The following is a 24,393-nucleotide window of genomic DNA, read 5'->3' on the forward strand; positions in this document are numbered from 1 at the left end:
AGAACCATGTCATTCCTATCCTTATTGCAAGATTCACCGGTCTTCTTTGCATCCTGCGTGACTATACTCGGTTTGATGGTCGGCAGCTTTCTGAATGTTGTGATTTACCGCTTACCCGAAATGATGAAAAGGAGCTGGTTGCAGCAGTGCGCGGAGCTTCAAGGTGAAGCGGCCAAGGCGTCGCCGCCATTCAATCTTTTTACGCCGCGCTCAACATGCCCCCACTGCGGACACAAAATTACCGCATGGGAAAATATTCCGGTTATCAGCTATCTCATGCTTCGAGGACGTTGCTCCGATTGCCGTGCGCGCATCTCCCCCCGCTATCCGATCATAGAAGCTTTAACAGCTCTGATGAGCGGTTTTGTTGCCTGGCATTACGGCTACGGCTTTGTGGCGCTTGCGGCATTGATTTTTGTTTGGGCGCTCATCGCCTTGGCGGTCATTGATCTGAATACGCAACTGTTGCCGGATGACATCACGCTGCCATTGCTCTGGATCGGCCTGCTGATCAATATCAATCAGGGTTTCACCGATATTCAATCGGCGGTCATCGGTGCGATTGTAGGTTACCTTTCCTTGTGGTCAATTTACTGGTGTTTTAAACTCATAACCGGTAAGGAAGGCATGGGATACGGCGATTTTAAGTTGTTAGCCGCGATCGGTGCATGGCTGGGCTGGAGCATGCTCCCCGTCGTTATCCTGCTCTCATCATTAGTAGGCGCACTTGTCGGTATCGGTTTGATTCTCGCAGCCAAACTGCACAGAAATATTCCCATTCCATTTGGCCCTTACCTGGTCGGCGGCGCGCTTATCGCTCTCTTTTGGGGAGAGCAATTGATTCATACCTATCTTGGCTTATTGTAATCAATGACTTTTATTGTTGGCTTAACCGGCGGAATCGGCTGTGGAAAATCAAGCGCCAGCCAACTGTTCTCGGAATTAGGCATCGACGTAGTCGATACCGATGTCATTGCCCGGCAATTAACCCAGCCGGGTGGTCAAGCGATCAGTTTAATCAAAAATTCATTCGGGAATGCATTCCTGACGGCAGACGGCGCTCTGGATAGAGAAAAAATGCGCAATCTGGTCTTCTCGGACAGCCGTGCGCGGCATCAACTGGAAAAGATTCTCCATCCGCTTATACTGCAAGAAACCATAGCGCAAATTGAACACAGCCGCTCTCCCTATGCCATCCTTGTGGTGCCATTATTACTTGAAACAAATGATTACAATCCTATTGTTCAGCGCATTTTGGTCATTGATTGTGAAGAGCGGACACAAATTTCACGCACCATGGCACGCAGTCAATTATCGGAACAACAAGTGAAAGCGATCATGGCGCAGCAGATTTCGCGCAAAGACCGCTTACTGAAAGCCGATGATGTGATTTTGAATGACCGAGACATCGATTTTCTGAAAGTACAGGTCATTCAGCTACATCACCAGTATCTGATGCTTTCTAAAGACGGAGACAAGGCCGCAAACTAGCGGGAAGAAATTGTTTGGGAAAATTAATTTTTTTATGAAATAATCTAGGCGGCAAGATTCCAATATCACTAATTTCTCTTGTGGATGCATAGCTACTGTGATTTGTTATGAACACCCGCTAAATGAGCGTATCCGTACCCTTCTCCGGCTTGAAGATCTGTTTAATAAGATTGATTTCTTTTCTACAAAAGATACCGCTACCGAACATCATGCTTCCCTCATTGCACTTTTTGAGGTTCTTGAAATAACCGGTCGCGCGGATATTAAATCGGATTTATTGCAAGAGCTGGAGCGGCAAAAGCAAATACTGGAAATGTTGCGGAAGAATCCGGATGTATCGGAAACAGTGCTGGATAGCGTGCTCAATGACATAAAGATCACCTTCCGGGAGATGCTCGATTTTCCTGGAAAAGTGGGGGAGCATTTGCGTGAAAACGAATGGCTAATGGCCATCAAACAACGCATTGCGATACCGGGTGGCTGCTGTGTATTTGATTTGCCATCCTATCACTACTGGTTGAATTTGGATCCTGAGCATCGCCACAGAGACTTCGACGAATGGCTGACACCATTTCAACCCATCCGCAATGCTTTTGGAATTGTGCTGTACTTATTGAGAAAAAGCGGCAGAACCCAGCAGGTCGTCGCGAATCAAGGCATCTTCCAGCAAACGGGATCGGAGTATACCGCCCATATGTTAAGACTTAACTTGAGTGATCAATTGCCTTGTATTCCGGAGATCAGCGCCAACAAATACGCGCTCAATATCCGTTTTATCCCGATGCACACCAATCAGAAAAATAAAGTTTATGAAGGTGACGTCAAATTTGAACTCACTTTTTGCAATTTATAGCATGACGAGAAGATGTCATTTTTTTGCAGCGTTCTTTCAATAGGAAAATGACAAAATTCTCATGGTTACGATCGATAACCTTGTCGAATCCGGGTACACGGAATTCTGACTGTTCGTCAAAAAATCGCAATACACTTGCACTTATCGGTGCAGCTACCGTTGAAAAGCTGCACCGCCATACCAGCCCCGCATTTACTATTGAAATTGAAAGACTTCGCTTGGCAGACTGCGCAAATTAACAGTCATAGTCAGTATATGCGAGATTATCCTAATGCGATACGGCTATTAATCTGCCCCAGCGATTGCTCAACCTGATCAACCAAAATAAGACATAATTCACCGTCCTGCAAATTGGATAACGCTGCATCAATCGCAATAGATTCGCCGACTATTTCACTAATTTTTTGCGTGCGCTTGGCATTACCCAAACCTTCCCGCAATAAAGTCAATACTTCTCCATCGGCGCGGCCACGCTGGCATTGATCCTGATACAGCACCACTTCGTCAAACGCATCACCCAGGATTCTGGTCTGCTGACGAATATCCTCATCACGCCGGTCGCCTGCCGCACTAATAACCACGGAGCGTTTTTTCGATGGAATATTATCAATAGCGCTAACCAGTGCCTGAATGGCATCTGGATTATGCCCGTAATCGGCAATCAGGGTAGCGTTGCGATAATTGAAAAGATTGAAGCGGCCTGGTGCCGTTTGTGTATCGCTGACAAAACCTGACACACCCGCATGAATCGCCTTCCATTCCAAACCAAGCGCCCAGCCGGCGCCAATGGCAGCCATCACATTTTCTATTTGAAAGTTGATACTGCCGTTCTTGGTCAAGGGGATTTCGTTCAATGGTATGCGGTATTCGCCGCTTTCACCAGCAGCGACGATACAACCGTATTCCACAAAAATGACACGTTTATGCTGTGCGCGGTGCATCGCCAGCACCGGATGATGCTTGTCATGGGCAAAGAATATGACCGAACCGGGGCAATGATCAGCCATGCTGGCCACGAGCGGATCAGCCGCATTAAGCACTGCAAAACCGGTGCCCGGTGTCACATTTTGCACAATAACCCGCTTGACCACAGCTAACTCTTCCGCCGTATTGATATAGGCCATACCGAGATGATCGCCCATGCCAATATTAGTAACGACAGCAACATGGCAGCGATCAAACCCCAAACCTTCACGCAACAGACCGCCACGCGCCGTCTCTAAAACGGCCGCATCGACATCCGGATGGAAAAGGATGTTCCTTGCGCTCTTCGGGCCACTGCAATCGCCGGTATCAATGCACTGCCCGTCGACATAAACGCCATCGGTGCAAGCAACACCAACACGTTTGTGATCTTTTTGCAAAATGTTGGCAATCACACGAGTTGTCGTTGTTTTACCATTGGTGCCGGTAACCGCTATCACGGGAATACGCGCATCTTCTCCTTGGGGAAACATGTAATCGATAATGGCTTCCCCCACAGCGCGCCCTTTACCATACGAAGGTTGCAAATGCATACGCAAACCGGGCGCCGCATTAACTTCAATAATGCCCCCCCCCTGATCTTCCAGGGAGTTCATAACATTATCGCAGACCACATCGATACCGCAGATATCCAGCCCCACAACTTTTGCAGCCGCAATCGCACGCGCCGCCAGCTCGGGATGCACATCATCGGTCACGTCTGTTGCTGTGCCTCCCGTTGATAAATTGGCATTTTTACGCAATACAACGCGCATACCTTTCACGGGAACCGACTCGGCTGTCAATCCTTGCGCCGCTAAGTACGCTAAAGAAATTTCATCCAGATGAATCTTTGTCAACGAAGAAACATGCCCCTCGCCACGCATCGGGTCACGATTGATTTGCTCCACCAGTTCAAAAATACTATGCACACCGTCACCAATAACTTGCGGAGGGTCGCGCCGTGCCGCGGCAACCAGCTTATTGCCAACGACCAGCAAGCGATAATCATGCCCGGGAATATAACGTTCCACTAAAACGTTATCGCTGATCTCAGCTGCGATCATAAAAGCCGCTTTTACCTGTTCGGCAGTAATCAGATTGACAGTCACCCCTTTACCTTGATTACTGTCTTGCGGTTTTATCACGACCGGAACGCCAATTTCGCAGGCTGCCGCCCATGCATCATCGGCGTTCGTTACTTCCCGGCCTTGAGGCACCGGTATACCCGCTGCATGCAGCAAGGTTTTCGTTAATTCTTTGTCTTGCACGATCGATTCGGCAACAGCGCTGGTCCGATCGCTCTCAGATGCTCGAATACGCCGCTGTTTACTGCCCCAGCCGAATTGCACCAGACTACCTTCCGTCAAGCGACGAAACGGAATACCACGCACTATCGCCGCCTGAACGATAGACCCTGTACTCGGCCCCAAGCGGATATCTTCATTAAGCTCACGCAAGCGGCGCAAAGCGTCTGTTAAATCAAAAGCAGTATCCTCGATAGCCGAGATACACAAAACCTGCGCCAGCTCGAAAGCCAGTCGACCTACTTTCTCTTCGCTGTAGCCGACGACGACCCGATAGGTATCCGCTTCTGGAGTTCGTACCGTACGGCTGAATGTCACCGGGCAACCGGCTTGCACTTGCAGACCTAATGTGGCGAATTCAAGCACATGGGCTAGCGTAACCGCTTCATGATGACCAGCGGTTTGAAGCAAGGAAATTTCAGGAAAACGCTCACGTAGCCGTGCTTCAAAACCGGAAATGGTATCGATGTCGTTTTCAGGTCCGCTACAAAAGACGGTAGCTTCAATAGAGGTGTGCTGACTCCATAAATTAGGCCCGCGCAAAGCGCGCATACGTAACACTTTCATAACTTAATCCCTTGAGTTTGTAATCCGGTAGAAAGATTCTGATTTTCAGGTTTGTATTTGTCTTGACTAAAACCAAATGTTTCAATTCCAACACGTATAACTTCAGGCTCAATACCTAACGCCCACGCAGCGGCCACTGCCGCCAAAATATTTTCTATCGCTTGAGTGCTTTTCACCCCGCTTTCCGCGGAGATTTCGCGTAAATTGAGCAGTAACAATTCATTCGTACCGGAAGCAAGCACAATTTTGTCATTCCGGATGATGACAGCGCGCTTTCCTTGGGTAGGACCGGTTCCATTGGCCCGATGTTGGGTGATTACGGGTAAATTCGCTTCACTGCTGAAGAAGATGACTTCGCCGTGGCACAATTCGGCCATTTCTACCAGCATGTCATCTTTTGCATTGAGCACCGCAGCACCGATCGGCAGCTTCACATCTTTTTCCACATCGTCAATCGCTGCGGCCGTCGGTGTCACAATATCGACTTGCGTTCGCAACACGGTATACACTTGCTTGCGGGTTTCAATGCCATGCCGCCCAAAATGACAAGCAGGATCAACATTTGTAATTACCCCAACCTGGCAGCTGTCATAAGCTAGTCCTTCATTCATCAGCGTATCGAAACCGTTTTCGAAGACAGCGGCTTCAACGGTCGGATTCAACAATGTGCGATTGGCCGCCGCCCAATTAGCGCTATTGTTCTTATCGATTTGCCGGTAATCCAGATAAAGCCCGTTGCTACAGGCCAAACCAGTCTGTTTTCCAGAAAGAACCAGCAATCTGGCAACCAGGTAAGCCACCGGGGTTTTGCCATAGCTTCCGGAAATGCCGACGATAGGAATGCGACCATTCTCCTGATTCGGAAACAAGTGATCTACGATTGCTTTTCCAACAGGGCGTGGCGTGCCGACTGCCGGCTTGATATGCATCAACAAACTTGGACCCGCATTCACTTCAACAATAGCGCCATCTTGCTCATTCAGCGGACGTGAAATATCACTGGTGACCAGATCAATCCCGGCAATGTCCAACCCGACAACACGCGCCGCAAGCGACGCAATAGACGCGGTACTCGGATGAACTTGGTCCGTCACATCGAAAGCATGATTTCCATTGCGCTGAATCAAAACTTTGATGCCGGCCGGTACGATTGAATCACGTTGATAACCTTGGCGAGCGATTTCGATTTGCGCTGCGCTATCCAAACGGATCAAATTCAGCGGATGATCTTCTGTCAATCCGCGCCGCGGGTCAGAATTGATTTGCGATTCGATCAGATCAGCGATAGTTGAAACGCCATCGCCCACAACGGATACCGAATCGCCGCGCGTGGCGGCAACAAGACGATCGCCCACAATCAACAAGCGATGTTCAGTACCCGGAACATAACGCTCAACCAATACCTCACTGCCCTCTTTTAACGCTACGTGAAAGGCCGATTCGATTTCTTCGCGCTGACTCAACTCAATGAAAACGCCGCGTCCATGATTGCCATCGCACGGTTTTACAACAACCGGCACGCCGATTTCATTCGCCGCTTCCCAAGCGGCTTCAGCGCTCTCGACCACACGCCCTTCCGGAACCGGAACACCGCAAGATTGCAGCAATGATTTCGTTAAATCCTTATCGCGGGAAATACTCTCGGCTACAGCCGGGGTGCGATCGGTTTCTGCGGTCCATATGTGGCGGCAGCGTGCGCCATACCCCAGTTGCACAAGATTTCCTTTTGCAATCAAACGAATGGCCGGAATATTACGAGCAACAGCCGCGTCCACAATGCAAGCTGTAGAAGGTCCAAGCCACAGCGAATCGACGAGATCACGGATACGCTCAATAGCGCCATCAACATCGTAATACGGCTTACGCACTTGCTGAAAATTCATTGCAGCCAAGACCAGCTCGCGCGCCGAATACAAAGCCGCTTTGGTAATTTCCGCATGCCATGCGCTTAATGCAACTTTATAAACACCGCGCACCGATGTTTCGCGCGCCCGGCCAAAACCGCCGCGCATGCCCGCCAGATTTTGAAGCTCCAGCGTGACATGCTCAAGAATATGGCACGGCCAAGTACCGTCCTTGACACGGCGTAAAAAACCACCGCGTTCTTCATAGCTACAACGGTGCTCTATCAGGGACGGCAGCCATTCCGATAACCGTTCATAAAAACCCGGAATCTTATCGGATGGAAAGTCTTCCAGCTCACCGATATCGACGGTTGCTTCCAAAGCAGGGTAATAAGTCCACATATTGGGACCATTCAGGTGCTTGATTTCAAGAAATTTAATATCTTTAGAACTATTGCAGCCTAAATTTAAGGAGTCAGACATAGCATTTGAATCAGAACGAAGAGATGCTATTAACGCTACTCCAATTAAATAGGTTTACAAAAAACAAAACAATTTTCAGTCACATCATTCGGTCATTCCTGAAAAAATCTCCGCGAATTTCACATTATCCATTTAATATCATAAATATATTGCAGTGTTCAGATTTTTCGAAATCTAATATCGAGCATAAAATGTAAGAAATCTCAGGGTTGTTTACAGAGAGGTTGATTGAAATAAGCGTTGAGTATTTCATAAGGGGTTGCGTTATACAAACTCTTATGGGGTTTGACGGTGTTGTAGAAGTTAATGAAACGGACAAGTTGAATACGTCGGTCAGCAGTGTCTTTAAAACAGAATTTGTTGTGCCACATGTCCATGAGCGTGCGGATCACGCGCTCAGCTTTCCCGTTGGTTTGAGGACGATTGACACGAGTAAACTTCTGACCGATACCGTGTTGCCTGCAAGCTTTGACAAAAGCATGATCGTCAGTTCCTTTAAATTCCGTGCCGTTATCGGAATAAGTGCAATCGATTTGATAAGGACATTGGGCAACAGTAGCGATGAGAAAGCAAGCGGCGCTGTATTGAGTTTTATCGGGGAAGATATCGGCATATAATTCCCTGGAGAAATCATCGATGGCCACAAACAGGTACTCGCGAGGTTCATTGGCAGACTGTCCTTTCAATAATGGAAGCCGCTTGGTATCGAGGTGAACGAGCTCGCCCGGATAAGATTTGTTATAGCGCTTCGCTTCACGCTTGAGACGTTCCTGGATGGTTTGCTCTACTTTAGCCAAACGTTTGAGGCCATACTGCAGTGTCTTGAAGCGCTGATTGGTACTGCTACGCGGAGTAAATTCCTGGAGTCTGGCTCGTTTCAGTACGTCATAAATCGTTGGCCGGCTGACGTGAAAGTATTCTGCCAGCTGAACTACCTTCCACAGCCGGGTTTGATACAGCCGCCAGATTTCCTGACGATCCAATAATGTTAAACGAGTGCGTTTGTGTATGTTCATCTACAGTATTCTCCTGAATACTGTAAACAACGCTAGAAATTCTTACATATTAGTCACAAGCGTAGGGGGATTTTCTGTTTTAGGGATTAGTATTTTTGAAATATCTCCTAATAAAAACCGTCGGGGGAAAATAGCAAACAAATCTTTTGGAGTTATAAGTGAGGATTTAGATAAAGCTCACAAGGAGCTAGAGCTAGTTAAAAATATTGAGCAAGAAGAGCTATGGAACAGTCTTTCCAAGGATACTAAAGAATTATGGAAAGATCTGCGGAATCTTTTTATTTCTGAACGCTTTCACTCACGAATCAGAGCCATGCATAATAGCAAACGAGATGAAGGCGAAAAGTTAATTAAAGAAATAACCAGATTCTCAGAGAAAGACATTCTTGGAAAAAATGATTTGGAGTCACTTAAGGAATACGCAAAGGAATTTAATTCACTAGATAGATTCAATGTTGAATCATCTCAAAAAAGAGAATTTCTGAAACTCAGTGGTGCTGCAGTAGTTGGTGGATTAAATGCTTTTACTCCAGGCAAAAAACATCAAATTAGATGGAAATATCACTCTGTTTTTGAACCTAACTCTGGTGATATTCTTAGCAATGCAATGAAAAACTTATCAAATCTTGTGAATAAAATGACGAATGGCGAATTCATTATTGAATCAGTTCCACTTAAACCTGCTGATTCTCTAAGTTCTGATTTATTATTGAGTAACATCAGTGACTCAAAACACGAGATCAATTGTGGTATCGCAGGAATTTATTACTCAGCTAAGAATAGAGGTCTTTATTTTGGAACTGCTATACCTTTTGGATTGAATTCAGAAGAACAGACAGCTTGGCATGAGTACAAATATGAAGGTCAAAGCAAAAGGAAAACAAGCACCAATCAGAATCAAACTATTATGGAATACATATATGGCATATATGGATTCAATATAAAACCAATCCCTCTTATTGCAACTGGACATCAGATGGGAGGATTCTTTCCGAAAAGAATAATTGCACCCGAAGATTTAGCCGGAATTAAAATGCGGATCCCGGGTTTAGGTGGGGAGATTCTAGCCAAATTAAATAATGATTTTACCGTATTTGGATCAACACTAAGTAGCTCAGCTGAGCCAATGCCCCATCAAAGCAAAAGTATTCCTGAATTAATAAACAGTCATAAAATCAATGCATTTGAATTTATTGGTCCATATGAAGATAAACTTGTCCTTGAAAAAATCAAGCGTGCGAATGAGCTGATTTATCACTATCCAGGCTGGTGGGAGCCTGGCACAACATTCGAGCTACAAATTAATAGGGATGATTGGGAAAAACTAGATCGATCATTTCAAGGAATATTACGCGCAGCGTGTGCTCAGATTTATAACGAAACATTGGCTAATTACAATGGGTCTTAGGAAGTTAAAGCGGGTTTAAACGTAACAATTTAAGAATTTCATGATAGAGATTATCACGGCGATGATTAAAACGAAATTCGGTTTCTTTCAAGTGCAGGTAGAAAGTATGTTCGGGCACACCATTGAACTTGGCCAAACGTCTTTTAGCAAAACTCCAGAAAGACTCGATACCATTAATATGCCGCTCGCCACTGGCAAACTCATTGTCACCATGGTGAACCCTGAAGTGCTTATCAAAGCCGATATCGACCAATCCGTCATAACCACGCCATCCATCGGAATGGATTACGGTATCGGGCGCTACATGCCCACGGATAATGGCTTGCAATGTCGCTTTAGAGCAATCTGGAACAATCTCTGTATAAACTTTTCCTTGGCGTTTAAGCACACCAAAGACTATTGTTTTGCCATAAGCGCCCCGCCCCCTTTTACCCCTGACTCGCTGGGCACCAAAGTAAGACTCATCAACTTCTACAGAACCTTGCAGAGGGGATTCAAGTTCGCAATTCTGGGCAATTCGCTGTCGTATTTTAAGATAAATGGTATTGACGGATCGGATAGAAATGCCGGTCAATTGGGCTGTGTCAGTAGCAGTAAAATCCATCGAAAAACATCGAATAAGTTGCCTGAATTTTGCTTCTCTGATTCGAGAACGAAAATAGTATCTGTTTTTAGCATTCATCTCAGAAAGTTAGCACACTTTAGTAAGTGCTTAACTTCCTAAGACCCTTACAATATAAGAAATATGCATGCGATTGAAGAAATAAAAAATAAGGGATTTAAAATTGAAAAATTTACTCCTAAATTTATGGCAAAGGCACAAGAAGAAACTGAGAAATTGCTGAAAAAGTTTGCTGACGATGACGAAAGATTTAGCGATGCTTGTGACCATTGGAATGAATTCAAAAAAAATATTGAAGTTTGGTCTGCTTATAATTTATCGAATAATAATCATAGATTAGATTTGTAATCAACTCAGGAACAAAACAAGAATTCAAGATTATGATAAAAAAACATCTTATCTGGCTGGTGCTTTCCCTCCTCGGCGCTTCCGCCTTTGCCGTCATCGCCCTCAACCGCGGTGAATCGATCGGCGCGATCTGGATCGTGATTGCGGCAGTGTGCGTGTACCTGATTGCATACCGATTTTACAGTTTGTTCATCGCCAGCCGGGTGTTGAAACTCGACGGAACCCGTATGACCCCGGCGCATAAACACAACGATGGCTTGGATCATGTGCCGACCAATAAGTACGTGTTGTTCGGTCATCATTTTGCGGCGATTGCCGGAGCTGGGCCACTGGTCGGGCCGATTCTGGCGGCGCAGATGGGATATTTGCCCGGCATGTTGTGGTTGCTGGCCGGGGTGGTGTTCGCCGGAGCGGTGCAGGATTTTATCGTGCTGTTCGTGTCGACGCGCCGCAATGCTCGTTCACTCGGCGATCTGATCAAGTCCGAGCTAGGGCACATTCCCGGCATGATCGCGCTATTCGGCGCGTTCTTCATCATGCTGATTTTGCTGGCGGTGTTGTCGCTGATCGTGGTCAAAGCGCTGGCCGAGTCGCCGTGGGGCACATTTACCGTCGCGGCGACGATTCCGATTGCGATGTTCATGGGTATTTATTCGCGCTATTTCCGGCCGTGCGCGATTGCCGAAGTATCGTTGATCGGATTTGCGCTGCTGATGCTGTCGATCATTGCCGGACAATACGTGCAAGAGGATCCGGTTTGGGGAGCAATGTTCACCTTGACCGGCGAACAGTTAACTTGGGCGTTGATCGGTTACGGTTTTATCGCCTCGGTGTTGCCGGTATGGCTGCTGCTCGCGCCGCGCGATTATTTGTCGACCTTCCTGAAGATCGGTACCATCGTCGGGCTGGCCATCGGTGTGATCATCATTTCACCGGAGCTGAAAATGCCGGCGCTGACGCAATTCATCGACGGCAGCGGCCCGGTGTGGTCGGGCGATCTGTTTCCGTTCTTGTTCGTCACCGTGGCGTGCGGCGCGATTTCCGGCTTTCACTCGCTGATTGCATCCGGCACCACGCCGAAAATGATCCAGAACGAAACCGACGCGCGTTTCATCGGTTACGGTGCGATGCTGATGGAGTCATTCGTCGCGATCATGGCGCTGGTGGCCGCGGCGGCACTCGAACCCGGCATTTATTTCGCGATGAACAGTCCGGCGGCGATCATCGGCACTACGGCGGAATCGGCGGTGCAAACGATTTCGCAATGGGGTTTCTACATCACACCGGAAATGATCACGCAAACCGCGCAGAACGTCGGTGAGCATAGCATCATCTCGCGTACCGGCGGCGCGCCGACGCTGGCCGTCGGTATGGCGCAGATTCTGTCGGAAGTGGCCGGCGGCACGACGATGATGGCGTTCTGGTACCACTTTGCGATTCTGTTCGAAGCCTTGTTCATTCTAACCGCGGTCGACGCCGGCACGCGTGCCGGACGGTTCATGCTGCAGGATTTGCTCGGTTCGTTTGTGCCGGCGATGAAACGTACCGATTCGCTGGTGGCCAGCCTGATCGCCACCGGTATCTGCGTATCCGGCTGGGGATATTTCCTGTACCAAGGCGTGATCGATCCGTTGGGTGGCATCAATACGCTGTGGCCGCTGTTCGGCATCGCCAACCAGATGCTCGCCGGTATTGCGTTGATTCTATGCACCTGCGTGCTGTTCAAGATGAAGCTCGATCGCTTTGCCTGGATCACCGCGATTCCAGTGGTATGGGTGTGCATCTGCACACTGACCGCCGCCTGGCAGAAAATTTTTCACGATAACCCGCGCATCGGCTTTCTCGCTCATGCGCAGAAATACCAGGACGCGGTAGCGCAAGGCATCGTGCTGGCACCGGCGAAATCGCTCGAGCAAATGCAGCAAGTGATTTTCAACGATTACGTCAATACCACTTTGGCGGGATTGTTCATGACGGTGCTGATCAGCATGCTGCTGTTCGGTATCCGCACTGTGCTGCAAGCGCGCGTCGTGCAACATCCGACCGCGCAGGAAGCGCCGTTCGAATTGTTACCCGCTTACGCGACCGTCAACAACAAATAATGGAGATTGGAATATGTACACCACGCTGACACTGACTTTTCGTCATCTCACCCAAAGCCTGCGCTTGATGGTCGGCGTGCCGGAGTACGGCACGTATGTCGAGCACATGAGAACCGCGCACCCCGATCGCGCCATCATGACTTACGAGGAATTCTTCCGCGAGCGCCAGGAAGCGCGTTACGGAGGTAAAGGCCGGTTGAACCGGTGCTGTTGAAGTGACGCCGGGGAGAAACTCTGAAAAAGGTAGCGAGCGACGGTCAGGCATGGCGAAATCCGGCGAGAAAGCGCGGTTTACGAGTGATTATCAGCTTTCGGGTCTGACTTCAACGCCGCTAATTGTTAAGGCATCTCTAAAAAAAGGTTTCGGATAAAATCCAAGCCTTCCATCCGGCCAAACAAAGCAGCGTAAAGAAGGCTGCCACCATATCGTCGAACATGACGCCGAATCCACCGGTCAGATGGTTATCGTAGTAGCGGATTGGTTGCGGTTTGGCGATGTCGAAGAAGCGGAACAGAATGAAGGCCGCGAGCTGCCATGTCCACTCGTCCGGTGTGAAGTACAGCACCAGTAAGAATGCCACGGTTTCATCCCAGACCATACCACCGTGATCGGGATCGCCCAGTGCCTTGCCGCAAAGGCCGCAGGCCCAGATGCCGACGATGAACATGATGTCGATCAGCAAGAGAAAATAAACCGGGTTCAGATAATGATTGAGCCACCAGAATAACGGAAACGCCACCAATGTGCCTACCGTGCCCGGAGCAAACGGACTGAGTCCTGCTCCGCCGGAAAATGCGATGAGAGAAGCGGCATGGCTGTAGACAAAATAGATATCCGGCCGGAATTGTGGGGCGCCAGTGTCTTCCGTCGAATGGTGTGTTTCAGGGGTTGAAGTGGTCATAGCCTGTTATTTCCAATGTTATTGCGTGTCCTTGCGCGTCTTTCACAATCAATCCCGCACCCGGATGAACTTTACCGATGCGGGTCAGCGGGACAGCCAATTCGGCGGAAAGTGCCTCAATTTCACGGCGATTGGCTTGCGCTGCCGTAAAGCATAACTCGTAATCGTCACCACCCGCCAGCAGGCAACCGGTGGCAATCTTTTGCCGTGAATATTTTTTTAACACCGCGGAACAAGGTATGTCTGTAATGTTGATGCTGGCGGCTTTTTCCGAAGCGGCAAGAACATGTCCCAAATCCGCTATCAATCCATCGGAAATATCGATGGCACCATGCGCCAGGCTGATTAGACACTGTCCCAATTCCACCCTGGCTTCCGGCATCAGTAACGACGGCAGGCACTGCGCTATTTCTTCGGGTGCCAGTGTAATCTGTTGTAATTCGTGTTTCAGCGCCAACGCGGCATCGCCCAGCTTACCGGAAACCCAGATATCGTCGTCCACTTGCGCGCCGCTGCGGCGTAAAGCCTGGCCTGCCGCAACTTCGCCGATGATTTGTATGCCAATATTCAGCGGCCCGGCGGTGGTGTCGCCGCCGATCAATTCGACCCGATACCGGTCAGCGAGGGCGAAAAAACCCTTGCTGAATTCCGCCAGCCAGCTTGTATCCGGGTTTGCCAATTCTTCCGGCAGCGTCAATGCCAGTAAAGCCCAACGCGGCTTGGCACCCATCGCCGCCATGTCGGACAGATTGACCGCCAGGGATTTATAGCCGAGTTTATAAGGATCCGCATCGGCAAAAAAATGCCGCCCGCTTACCAGCGTGTCGGTTGATAGGGCCAGTTCGGTTCCGGGTTTGACCGCTATGAGCGCCGCATCGTCGCCGATTCCAAGCAATGCATCGGTCACTGGCCGCTTGAAATAGTCGCGGATAATGTCGAATTCCGAGGCCATGCGGCTTTGGTTTTACGGCCGATGTTTTACCGTTCTTGGCATGGTTGCTTCAACGGGGCGGAGCTGGATAGCTAATTTATCCAGTACGCCGTTGACATACTTGTAACCGTCGCTGCCGCCGTAAGTTCTAGCCAGTTCGATCGCTTCGTTGATGATGGCGCGATAAGGGATTTCCGGGTGATGGATCAGCTCGAACGTGCTCAATAGCAGGATCGCCGATTCGACCGGGCTTAACTCATTTAAGGCGCGATCCAAATGCGGCAGGATGTTTTTTTCCAATTCTTCTTTATGCTGCAGCACACCGTGCAGTACATGGACGAAATGCTTGTCGTCGACATGTTTGAATTCGCCGGATTCGCGTAATTGCTGCTCGATAAAGCTTGCCGTACCACCGGCTACTTGCCATTGGTAAATGCCCTGTACGGCAAATTCACGCGCTATGCGGCGGCGGCTTTTGTATTTTTCCGTTGGGTTGCCGCTGGGCGGATCAATTTCTGTCACTGCGCTGCTCATAAATCGATTTCATCTATTTTGATATGCAAATTGGCCATTTCCAGTGCAACCTGCGCGGATTCTATGCCTTTGGTGCTCATCCGGGCAATCGCCTGATCTTCGTCATCGGTGGTTAATATGCCATTGGCGATGGGAATTTCCGCTTCCAATTGCACCGTGACCAAGCCGCGCGCCGATTCGTTGGCGACTACTTCAAAATGGTAGGTATCGCCGCGGATCACGGCACCTAATGCAATCAGGGCGTCGAATTGATCGGACATGGCCATTCTTTTCAACGTCAGCGGAATTTCCAGTGCGCCGGGCACGGTTGCGATCAGGATATTGGAATCCAGTACACCATTTTTTTTAAGCTCCGCCGTGCAGGCGCCGAGCAAACCTTCGCCAATATCGATGTTAAAGCGGCTCATGACAATACCGATGCGCAGATCGGATCCATCCAGGTTCGGTTCAAATTCAAGTATATCGTCATAGTACGGCATGTCTGATTCCTGTTGTTCTATTAATCAATTGCGCTTATTTCTCAAGCGGGCAGAATGTGAATTATAGCTTAGGTGCGTCCACGTAACCGGTCACTTCCAGACCGAACCCGGTGACGCTGGGCATTTTTCTGGGCGCCGCCATCAAGCGCATTTTGCCGACGTTAAGATCTTTCAGTATTTGCGCGCCAATGCCATGGTCGCGTAAATCCGGTTTGAGTTGAGCGGAAGCATGCGTTTCTTTCGATTGTACCCGTTCAATCAGTTTCACCGGACTTTCTTTGCGGTGCAACAGCACAATAACACCGCGCCCGGCTTCGGCGATCAGTCTCATGGCGTTATGAATACTCCATGAATGCGTATGATCGTGAATATCGAGCAGATCGACGGCTGACAACGGCTCATGCACGCGCACCAGCGTCTCCGTGGCCGGATCGATTTCACCCTTGACCAAGGCCAGGTGTGCGGTATTGGCAATTTCGTCGCGATACGCTGTCAGCAGAAATTCGCCATGCACGGTCTGGATGGTGCGTTCCGCCACACGCGTGACCAGGCTTTCGATTTGGCTGCGGTATTGAATCAAATCCGCGATAGCGCCGATTTTGAGTTGATGCTTTTGCGCGAATGCCATTAGATCCGGTAAGCGCGCCATGCTGCCATCTTCTTTCAAAATTTCGCAAATCACCGAGGCGGCTGTCAAACCAGCCATCCTGGCCAAGTCACAACCGGCTTCGGTATGACCGGCGCGCACCAATACGCCGCCTTTTTGCGCCATCAGCGGAAAAATATGCCCCGGCTGTACGATATCATGCGGTTTTGCATCGGCTTTGACGGCGACTTGTACCGTCCGCGCGCGATCCGCTGCGGAAATGCCGGTCGTGACACCGCTGGCGGCTTCGATGGAGAGGGTGAAATTGGTGCCGAGCGGGGCGCGGTTGGCCGATACCATCAAGGGCAAATCAAGCTGGTGGCAGCGCTCTTCCGTCAGCGTCAAACAAATCAGCCCGCGCCCATGCGTCGCCATGAAGTTGATCGACTCCGGCGTGACGAAATCGGCAGCCAGCACCAGATCGCCTTCGTTTTCGCGATCTTCTTCATCGACCAGGATTACCATTTTGCCTGTTTTAAGATCGGCAATAATGTCTTGAATAGCGCTGATACTCATGTCTGTTTGCTCCAGCGAGGCTTATACATTCAATAATCTTGCCACATAACGAGCCAGCATATCAGTTTCCAGGTTTACCCGCATGCCCGGGGCGAGTTCTTTCAGATTCGTCATCGCCAAAGTATGCGGAATGAGATTGACAGAAAACGTATGATCTTCAATCCGATTGATCGTCAGGCTGACGCCATTGACGGTAATCGAACCTTTCGGCGCTAAAAACCGCATGGCGGATTCCGGCACTTGAATGATCAATTCAGAGCTTTCGCCAACAGCAGCCAATTTGATCACAGTCCCAACGGCATCCACATGCCCGCTGACCAAGTGTCCGCCGAGCCGGTCGGATAAGCGCATGGCTTTTTCCAGATTGACGTGAGCGGCTGGTCGATCCAGTCCGCTGGTGCAGTTCAATGTTTCCCCGGAAACATCGGCTGCAAACGAATCATGTGTCAACGTAGTGACCGTCAGACAAACACCGTTCACCGCAATGCTGTCACCCGGCGTGACATCGTCCAGATCCAGTTGTTGTGCCGAAATAGTCAGTGACAAACCGCCATGATCGTTTTCCTTGCAGGGGTGGATACGGGTGATGGTACCCACGGCTTCTATGATTCCGGTAAACAATTCAAATTTCCAGGTTGCGTAATCCGACAAGGCGCATAGTTTAGCATTACCCGATGCCAAGAATCTGTCCGGATGGCAGTTTGGCGCTGATTACCTGGTCTCGCGCCCGAAACGGGGTGCGGTCAGCGTCACGTCGGCGCGTTCCCAGGCTTTCTTGAAACGCGCTTCGATCGGAGCCGCTTGGTCGTTCTTGTTTTGCGCGCGCATGGCCTGCATTAAGCCGAAAAGCGCCCAGCCATTGTTGCGGTTACGCCGCAAGTCTTCCCAAAAAACTATTTCCGCTTCTTCCGGCCGGCCCGATTCCAGCAGGATAGCACCGAGCGATAGCCGTGGCGGCTGATGAAACTCGGCCGGTTCGGTATAGATCAGCGCATCCTCCAGCCGGACCGCCTTTTCAAGATACGCAATAGCCTGATCGAATTGCCCTCGCGCGGCAGCGATTTCGCCCGCCAGCACTTCCGGAGCGATGCGAAGCACGGTGCTCGAGGTGTTTTTCGACAATAAGGGGTGGTCTAACCGTGGATCTTCCATGATTTTGCGCAGCGCCGCGAGTTCCTGTTCAGCTTGTGGCAACTGTTTTGTGGCCACCCTCGCGAGGCCGCGCACATAATGCCAGCTGCCGGTCAGGAAAGCATTGGTCGATGGCGGCGGAGTGAGGTCAAGAATTTCCTGCCAATGCCCGAATCTCGCCAACGTCCAATACGGCGTCACGCGGAAAACCGCCGTCAGCGGGATGGCTTTCAGCACGTCATCATCGATTTTCTGGGCGGCTTCTTTTGCCGATTCGATCGCAAGCTTACTTTGTCCGTCCGATGTCGCCGCGAACCAGAGAAAGTGAATATTGTGCGGGTAGTAAACCATCGGATATAAGCCGTGGGCATGATCTTGCGCGATGTAAGACTCGTCCGCGGCGATGGCCATCTGATTGCTCTTGATCGAATCGGCATAGCGGCCGACACGTTGATAAATATGCGATGCCATGTGAATCATATGGCCTGCTTCCGGCATTAATTCAAGCAGCGTATCGGCCGATTTCTCGGCACGCTCCGGCGTCGATGTCGGTTCTATTAAGTGAATATGCATGTGCAAGGCGCCGGGGTGTTCCGGGTAACGCCGCAGTACGTCTTCGGTCAGCGCGACAATTTCGGCAGTGCCTTCGTAAGGAGCGCCGTCAAGCATCCAATAACCCCACGGCCGCAGATCCATCATCGATTCGACGTACAGCATCGCAATGTCCGGATCATCCGGAAAGCGCCGGTGCACTTCGCGCATTGCCGCCGCGTAGGCTTGGTCATTGACGGTTCTGTGCTCGGCTTTACCGGAGTAGCGTTTTTCAAGGGCGCTGATGAGCGCCTGCTCCTTCCCGGTAGCTCGCGTCATCAGGGATTTGGCTTGCTGGATGATTTCCAGCGCGCGTGGTTCTTCGTTCGGCTCCATCATGGCGTTAATATTCGGGCCGAGCACCAGCGCTTGTCCCCAATATGCCATCGCAAGCCCGGGATCCAGCCGCGCCGCTGCGCGGAATGCTTGACGCGCCTCGGCATGATTGAATCCATAGGCGAGATTGAGTCCTTGATTGATGTATTGCTGCGCCAATGGATTGCTCGTACTGACAGGGAATGCGTGCTTGCCGAGGTTCTGTAACCGGGGAGCGGGTTGTTGCTTTGAATCGAATTGTTGCGCCGCGTCGGATGCCAGGGTGTGTGATTGGCCGCTTTCTTTTTCAGCCGTAGCCCATGATGCAACAGGACTTGCAATAGCCAGAGCTGCCATTAAAAAGGGGGAAACAATATCTCGGCGGTACATAGCTGCCTCCGTAAAAAAATGTTGATGTCAGGTTAACAGGAAATTTCTCGAGGCTATTCAGCTGTGGTGGGATCAATCACGGATCGGACTTGGGCAACACGAGTCACGGGGAATTCGCCCTGTTCTGCGTGTGTTCGAATAGCGGTCTCGTCCGGCGCAAGATAAAGGCAATACACTTTATCATCGGTCACGTAACTTTCCAGCCATTGAATACGTGGCCCCATGTTGTTGAGAATGGTACAGGATTTTTGCGAAATGGCTTGGAGGTCTTGGGGTGTGAGTGAGCCTGCGCAAGGAATTTCACGTTCAATCATGTATTTAGGCATATTTTTCTCCTTTAGTTTTCATAAGAAACGACCGGTCGTTTTTTGAATGCTAAAAAAATAATCACCGGACAAAAAAATCATTCAATAAATCGTGACAACATTGTTTGACCGGCGCGGATGATTTTTCTATTTGCATTCGCAACAGCGCGCCTTGCCAAGTATTGATCAATAAATCAGCCATTTCTTCCGCGCTTTTGTCCGATCTGACAGATCCTTGTTGCTGCGCCTGGGCCAGGCCGGACTGCAATAAGTCGCGATATCGTGCGATTGCCGATTGCAGGGACTGCTGACATATATCGCTGGTGCTGCCGATTTCTCCCATGAGGCTGCCCAGCAAGCATCCGCCTTTGAATTGGTTTTCTTCGAGTTCCACGATCAGTTCGTCAAAATAGCGGCGGATGGCCCCCAGCGCATCGGAACCGGATTGCTGAAGATGCGTGGACAATCGCGAAATGAACGGCTCGATATAATGCTGAATGACCGCCGCACCAAATTCTTCTTTGCTGCTGAAATAGTTATAAAAAGAACCTTTGGGGACATTGACCGCATCGAGAATCTCCTGCAAGCCGGTACCGTGGTAGCCTTGGTTCATAAAAAAGACAACGCCTTGATTCAGCAGGCTGTCCCGGTTGAGCTCTTTTTTGCTTGGTTTTGACATGAAAAGATAATACGACCGGTTGTCTCAAAAATCAAATAAAAATGTATTTAATTATTTCAGCAACAGGCTTCATGATGGATTGGCGCGCCCAACACGATTCGAACGTGCGACCCCCGCCTTCGGAGGGCGGTACTCTATCCAGCTGAGCTATGGGCGCTTAGGGAAGCTCTTAAAAACTACTGCACTTCGGTCATGCTGTGTTGAAATCGGTCTCAAAATGCTCATTTACTATCTGTAAACTGCGCTTTTTCGTCTGATTTCCCCTTACCTGGCCATCACTCGTTATCTTTTTCAGAGCTTCCTGAGGTGAATAAACCAACAATCTTTATTGCCGGCGCAAGGATAACTGCTTTTATTATTCCCGTCCAACCTAGATCAGCAGTCTATGTGGAAAAAATATTTCATCCATCCGGTTACTCGGGGTACTTTACCGTTGATTCAACGGCAAGGGGGAAGATTTTAACAGTTTTTACAATCCTGTTTTTGGTTTGAATCACTTCGATCGAATAGCCGGCAATATTAAGGCTCGTCCCTGCTTCCGGAATATCCTCAAAATATTCCAGGATCAGGCCATTCAAGGTTTTCGGTCCGTCCAACGGGAATTGCATACCCAGCTTACGATTCAACTCGCGTAATAAAGTGCTTCCTTCAACAAGGATGCTGCCGTCTTCCTGCTTCTGGAAAACACTGGCCAACGTGGGGGCGTGCGTAGTAAATTCGCCGATAATCTCCTCAATGATGTCGTCCAGCGTAACCAATCCCAACCATTCGCCGTATTCGTCCACGACCAAACCAACTCTTTTCTGATTTTCCTGAAATAACTGCAACTGGGAAAACAACGATGTTCCGGAGGGAATGAAGTAGGGTTCACGCATGACTTTTTCCAGCGTGGCGGCGGTTATTTTTCCTCCTTGCATCTGATTCAATACTTTCCGTACATGCACGATACCGACAATATTATCCATACGCTCACGGTAGACCGGTAAACGGGTGTGATGGCAAGTCAGCAATTGCGAATGAATGACGCCATCGTCCGCATTTAAGTCAATCGCTTCGATTTGGCTGCGCGGTACGATGACATCGTCAACGGTGACCGTTTCAAGATCAAACAAGTTCAATAGCATGCTCTGATGCTTGTGTTGTATAAAATGCCCGCCTTCCAGCACCAATGTTTTCAGCTCTTCCGTGCTGATTTTTTGCTCGAGTTCGCCCTTTTGGGGTTTTAGCCGGAACAGGATTAGCAGTCCGCTGACGAACAAGTTAACGAACCATACGACAGGGTAGAAAATAATCAGTAAAGGCGTTAATACGTAGCTTGCCGTCAGCGCAATCCGCTCAGGATAAGCGGCAGCGATGACTTTCGGAGTGATTTCGCTAAATACGAGAATGGCGAAAGTCACGGCGATCGTCCCCATCAATAACGCAAAGTCGTCGTGAGCGAAAAGAGTGCCGACAATAATGGCGACTAAGGTTGCTGATGCCGTGTTCAATAAATTGTTGCCGAGGAGAATAACGCCTAATAACCGGTCAGTCTTGTCGAGCAATTTTATGGTCAACCGGGCGCCCCGATGACCTTGCTTGGCAAGGTGCCGCAAACGATAGCGGTTGATCGCCATCATGCTGGTTTCGGATAGGGAGAAAAAGCCTGATAAAACAAGTAAAAACACCAACGCGATTAGCATGATGTGCAGCGGCATGTCTTCCAAGAATCACCTGTAGTCAGTAATGGTAAAAGCATTAAATAAACAATTATATATTCTGAGTCTAAGCAAATTTTTGTCAACAAAAAGAGCCGCTGGATTGAAGGATGTTGATTATTTTATGTGTAAGAATTTCTAGCGTTGTTTACAGTATTCAGGAGAATACTGTAGATGAACATACACAAACGCACTCGTTTAACATTATTGGATCGTCAGGAAATCTGGCGGCTGTATCAAACCCGGCTGTGGAAGGTAGTTCAGCTGGCAGAATACTTTCACGTCAGCCGGCCAACGATTTATGACGTACTGAAACGAGCCAGACTCCAGGAATTTACTCCGCGTAGCAGTACCAATCAGCGCTTCAAGACACTGCAGTATGGCCTCAAACGTTTGGCTAAAGTAGAGCAAACCATCCAGGAACGTCTCAAGCGTGAAGCGAAGCGCTATAACAAATCTTATCCGGGCGAGCTCGTTCACCTCGATACCAAGCGGCTTCCATTATTGAAAGGACAGTCTGCCAATGAACCTCGCGAGTACCTGTTTGTGGCCATCGATGATTTCTCCAGGGAATTATATGCCGATATCTTCCCCGATAAAACTCAATACAGCGCCGCTTGCTTTCTCATCGCTACTGTTGCCCAATGTCCTTATCAAATCGATTGCACTTATTCCGATAACGGCACGGAATTTAAAGGAACTGACGATCATGCTTTTGTCAAAGCTTGCAGGCAACACGGTATCGGTCAGAAGTTTACTCGTGTCAATCGTCCTCAAACCAACGGGAAAGCTGAGCGCGTGATCCGCACGCTCATGGACATGTGGCACAACAAATTCTGTTTTAAAGACACTGCTGACCGACGTATTCAACTTGTCCGTTTCATTAACTTCTACAACACCGTCAAACCCCATAAGAGTTTGTATAACGCAACCCCTTATGAAATACTCAACGCTTATTTCAATCAACCTCTCTGTAAACAACCCTGAGATTTCTTACAGATAAACGCTCTTGCAAGGTAGGTGCTGGCAGTTCTCCGTCAATGTAAAGCACGCGCCGCTTCTGAGGTGCTTTCCATCCCAGAAATACACCGCCGCAAGCCACCGCATAAGCCAAGGTTAAAGCCAGCCAGCTTTTACCGATACCTCGCCATGCGTAGATCATAAAAAGGCTTTGCATCGTCAACCAAGGCGATAGCATGATTTCACGGGCTGGCAGTTCCTTTCTTAAAAAATCACCAATATTGATGCATACAGCTCTGGAATGATTCGGAATTTGATGGATGGTGTCATCAGGATCGTTATCAACGGCCATCATCTCTAGTGCTTGGCTCTCCAGGTCATTCATTACTTGAATCTCCTTGAATAGCTCATTGCTTCGTTAATCCGGATAACTGCCTTTGATAGAAACTCAATATCTGATTCAGGCAACACTTTACCGGTGAGCATCGAACGGGCAGCCAATAGCACAACAATCGCATCATGCTGTAAAGCACTCAAAATTTGCCATTCGTTGAAGTAAGATCGGGTTTGCGGATCGTAGGTTTGCCGGTCAGATTTTAGGAATAAATCAGCGGAATTTAAACCGATTGACGCTGTGATTTGGTAAATGGAACAACCTGCAAAGCAATGAAGAAGTATTTGCCCTTCGCGGCCTTCACTTACTGCAAGACTGCGGCCTTTCCGGTCATCGTGGGAAGGGCAAAATGCCAGCATACCGCCGTTATGACGTTTGATAACGCCCTTTAAGCGATTCGTGACTTCGTTCAATGCGTCATGAGTGCTATAATTAGAGTATGAGTTTATTCCAGCCGCTACCCCCGCCGGGTGCGGCTTTTTATTTTGTGGAATCATGTTTAACCCCCTATTCGGTAATTAACGGGGTCAGCAAGCCAGCGGTGAAGCTCCGCGTTATCGTAAAACGTGCAGCGGATGCCCATGCGCTCGGGTTGCGGTGCTTTGCCTTCCTTGGATAATTTTCTGAAGGTTTCCCTTGATACGGGTGAGAATTTGGCGATTTTGGGCCAGCGTGATTTGCCAGTTAAAGGAAGTACTGCGGGTAATGCTTTTTGTTTTTGTTGCATCGCAAGTCCTTTTGACGAATTAAAAAATTCACCAATCAGGCGGATATTTGCGTCTTAATTGCTTGCCGTTCTTTGCCATTGCTGGCAAATATTAGCAATCACTATTGCAATACGTACACGTATTGTTTAGTATTTGCCGAATGGTGTAACTATAGTTACATTCTCAAACAGCAAAATTCAGACATTAATGAC

The 24,393-nt window shown here is 49.1% G+C and carries 25 protein-coding genes and 1 tRNA gene; 8 read left to right on the plus strand and 18 right to left on the minus strand.

What is annotated here, in order from left to right; translation table 11 throughout:
• Positions 1 to 6 precede the first annotated feature (6 nt).
• From HRU77_08035 to zapD, 3 genes are all read left to right on the plus strand, one after another.
• Positions 7 to 867, plus strand: coding sequence for a prepilin peptidase (locus HRU77_08035; protein ID QOJ20648.1), 861 nt, complete (start codon positions 7 to 9; stop codon positions 865 to 867).
• Positions 868 to 870: 3 nt separating this feature from the next.
• Positions 871 to 1,491: a dephospho-CoA kinase gene (locus HRU77_08040; GenBank protein ID QOJ20649.1), complete on the plus strand. Its 621-nt coding sequence runs from the start codon at positions 871 to 873 to the stop codon at positions 1,489 to 1,491.
• 97 nt (positions 1,492 to 1,588) lie between these two features.
• The gene (zapD, locus tag HRU77_08045; GenBank protein ID QOJ20650.1) at positions 1,589 to 2,344 is read left to right on the plus strand and encodes a cell division protein ZapD; all 756 of its coding nucleotides are present in this window, start codon (positions 1,589 to 1,591) and stop codon (positions 2,342 to 2,344) included.
• A 263-nt stretch (positions 2,345 to 2,607) separates the two neighbouring features.
• Here the strand turns inward: zapD and cphA (HRU77_08050) are convergent, their stop codons facing one another.
• From cphA (HRU77_08050) to HRU77_08060, 3 genes are all read right to left on the minus strand, one after another.
• Positions 2,608 to 5,181, minus strand: a complete 2,574-nt coding sequence (gene cphA / locus HRU77_08050; GenBank protein ID QOJ20651.1) for a cyanophycin synthetase — start codon at positions 5,179 to 5,181, stop codon at positions 2,608 to 2,610.
• On the minus strand, positions 5,178 to 7,508 hold the full coding sequence (cphA, locus tag HRU77_08055) for a cyanophycin synthetase (protein ID QOJ20652.1): 2,331 nt from the start codon (positions 7,506 to 7,508) through the stop codon (positions 5,178 to 5,180). Before cphA (HRU77_08055) ends, cphA (HRU77_08050) begins: the two co-directional genes overlap by 4 nt.
• 203 nt (positions 7,509 to 7,711) lie before the next feature.
• Positions 7,712 to 8,524, minus strand: a complete 813-nt coding sequence (locus HRU77_08060; protein QOJ20653.1) for a transposase family protein — start codon at positions 8,522 to 8,524, stop codon at positions 7,712 to 7,714.
• On the opposite strand from HRU77_08060, the gene HRU77_08065 reads away from it, so the two are divergent.
• A complete protein-coding gene (locus tag HRU77_08065) occupies positions 8,517 to 9,932 on the plus strand; it encodes a hypothetical protein (protein ID QOJ20654.1) in 1,416 nt (471 codons plus the stop codon). The two genes, HRU77_08060 and HRU77_08065, sit on opposite strands and share 8 nt — an antisense overlap.
• Before the next feature lie 4 nt (positions 9,933 to 9,936).
• Here the strand turns inward: HRU77_08065 and HRU77_08070 are convergent, their stop codons facing one another.
• Entirely contained in the window at positions 9,937 to 10,614 is a 678-nt protein-coding gene (locus tag HRU77_08070; GenBank protein ID QOJ20655.1) for an IS1595 family transposase, read from the minus strand.
• A gap of 63 nt (positions 10,615 to 10,677) precedes the next feature.
• On the opposite strand from HRU77_08070, the gene HRU77_08075 reads away from it, so the two are divergent.
• Genes HRU77_08075 through HRU77_08085 form a run of 3 tightly spaced genes read left to right on the plus strand, consistent with a single transcriptional unit; the run spans position 10,678 to position 13,218 of the window.
• Positions 10,678 to 10,902 carry a hypothetical protein gene (locus HRU77_08075; GenBank protein QOJ20656.1) on the plus strand — a complete coding sequence of 75 codons (225 nt, stop codon included), beginning with the start codon at positions 10,678 to 10,680 and terminating at the stop codon, positions 10,900 to 10,902.
• A 32-nt stretch (positions 10,903 to 10,934) separates the two neighbouring features.
• Entirely contained in the window at positions 10,935 to 13,004 is a 2,070-nt protein-coding gene (locus tag HRU77_08080; protein QOJ20657.1) for a carbon starvation protein A, read from the plus strand.
• A 13-nt stretch (positions 13,005 to 13,017) separates the two neighbouring features.
• Positions 13,018 to 13,218 (plus strand): putative selenoprotein, encoded by a 201-nt coding sequence (locus tag HRU77_08085; GenBank protein QOJ20658.1) that lies wholly within the window; start codon positions 13,018 to 13,020, stop codon positions 13,216 to 13,218.
• 136 nt (positions 13,219 to 13,354) lie between these two features.
• Here the strand turns inward: HRU77_08085 and HRU77_08090 are convergent, their stop codons facing one another.
• The 11 genes from HRU77_08090 to HRU77_08140 form a co-directional block, all read right to left on the minus strand.
• Positions 13,355 to 13,906, minus strand: coding sequence for a phosphatidylglycerophosphatase A (locus HRU77_08090; protein ID QOJ20659.1), 552 nt, complete (start codon positions 13,904 to 13,906; stop codon positions 13,355 to 13,357).
• Complete coding sequence (gene thiL, locus HRU77_08095) at positions 13,887 to 14,858, minus strand: thiamine-phosphate kinase (protein QOJ20660.1); 972 nt, start codon at positions 14,856 to 14,858, stop codon at positions 13,887 to 13,889. The genes HRU77_08090 and thiL overlap by 20 nt, the downstream gene beginning before the upstream one ends.
• A 12-nt stretch (positions 14,859 to 14,870) precedes the next feature.
• A complete protein-coding gene (gene nusB / locus HRU77_08100) occupies positions 14,871 to 15,371 on the minus strand; it encodes a transcription antitermination factor NusB (GenBank protein ID QOJ20661.1) in 501 nt (166 codons plus the stop codon).
• Positions 15,368 to 15,850: a 6,7-dimethyl-8-ribityllumazine synthase gene (locus HRU77_08105; GenBank protein QOJ20662.1), complete on the minus strand. Its 483-nt coding sequence runs from the start codon at positions 15,848 to 15,850 to the stop codon at positions 15,368 to 15,370. The genes nusB and HRU77_08105 overlap by 4 nt, the downstream gene beginning before the upstream one ends.
• A 61-nt stretch (positions 15,851 to 15,911) precedes the next feature.
• Positions 15,912 to 17,012, minus strand: coding sequence for a 3,4-dihydroxy-2-butanone-4-phosphate synthase (gene ribB / locus HRU77_08110; GenBank protein QOJ20663.1), 1,101 nt, complete (start codon positions 17,010 to 17,012; stop codon positions 15,912 to 15,914).
• Positions 17,013 to 17,033: 21 nt separating this feature from the next.
• A complete protein-coding gene (locus HRU77_08115; GenBank protein QOJ22106.1) occupies positions 17,034 to 17,633 on the minus strand; it encodes a riboflavin synthase in 600 nt (199 codons plus the stop codon).
• 90 nt (positions 17,634 to 17,723) lie between these two features.
• Positions 17,724 to 19,439, minus strand: coding sequence for a hypothetical protein (locus HRU77_08120; protein QOJ20664.1), 1,716 nt, complete (start codon positions 19,437 to 19,439; stop codon positions 17,724 to 17,726).
• A gap of 53 nt (positions 19,440 to 19,492) precedes the next feature.
• Positions 19,493 to 19,765: a DUF4242 domain-containing protein gene (locus HRU77_08125; protein ID QOJ20665.1), complete on the minus strand. Its 273-nt coding sequence runs from the start codon at positions 19,763 to 19,765 to the stop codon at positions 19,493 to 19,495.
• 61 nt (positions 19,766 to 19,826) lie between these two features.
• Positions 19,827 to 20,423, minus strand: a complete 597-nt coding sequence (locus HRU77_08130; protein QOJ20666.1) for a TetR family transcriptional regulator C-terminal domain-containing protein — start codon at positions 20,421 to 20,423, stop codon at positions 19,827 to 19,829.
• An 80-nt stretch (positions 20,424 to 20,503) separates the two neighbouring features.
• Positions 20,504 to 20,580 (minus strand) — tRNA-Arg (locus HRU77_08135).
• 256 nt (positions 20,581 to 20,836) lie between these two features.
• Positions 20,837 to 22,120, minus strand: a complete 1,284-nt coding sequence (locus HRU77_08140) for an HlyC/CorC family transporter (protein ID QOJ20667.1) — start codon at positions 22,118 to 22,120, stop codon at positions 20,837 to 20,839.
• 174 nt (positions 22,121 to 22,294) lie between these two features.
• Here HRU77_08140 and HRU77_08145 point away from each other — a divergent pair, with 174 nt between their 5' ends.
• Positions 22,295 to 23,107 (plus strand): transposase family protein, encoded by an 813-nt coding sequence (locus tag HRU77_08145; protein QOJ20668.1) that lies wholly within the window; start codon positions 22,295 to 22,297, stop codon positions 23,105 to 23,107.
• Here HRU77_08145 and HRU77_08150 read toward each other — a convergent pair.
• From HRU77_08150 to HRU77_08160, 3 genes are read right to left on the minus strand one after another with little or no spacing between them, the layout of a single operon-like run.
• The gene (locus tag HRU77_08150; GenBank protein QOJ20669.1) at positions 23,079 to 23,465 is read right to left on the minus strand and encodes an AAA family ATPase; all 387 of its coding nucleotides are present in this window, start codon (positions 23,463 to 23,465) and stop codon (positions 23,079 to 23,081) included. The genes HRU77_08145 and HRU77_08150 overlap by 29 nt on opposite strands.
• Complete coding sequence (locus tag HRU77_08155) at positions 23,465 to 23,971, minus strand: hypothetical protein (GenBank protein ID QOJ20670.1); 507 nt, start codon at positions 23,969 to 23,971, stop codon at positions 23,465 to 23,467. Before HRU77_08155 ends, HRU77_08150 begins: the two co-directional genes overlap by 1 nt.
• A 2-nt stretch (positions 23,972 to 23,973) precedes the next feature.
• Entirely contained in the window at positions 23,974 to 24,201 is a 228-nt protein-coding gene (locus HRU77_08160; protein QOJ20671.1) for a transcriptional regulator, read from the minus strand.
• Positions 24,202 to 24,393: the final 192 nt, after the last annotated feature.

The organism is Gammaproteobacteria bacterium (assembly GCA_015709615.1).
Lineage (GTDB): Bacteria > Pseudomonadota > Gammaproteobacteria > Burkholderiales > Nitrosomonadaceae > Nitrosomonas.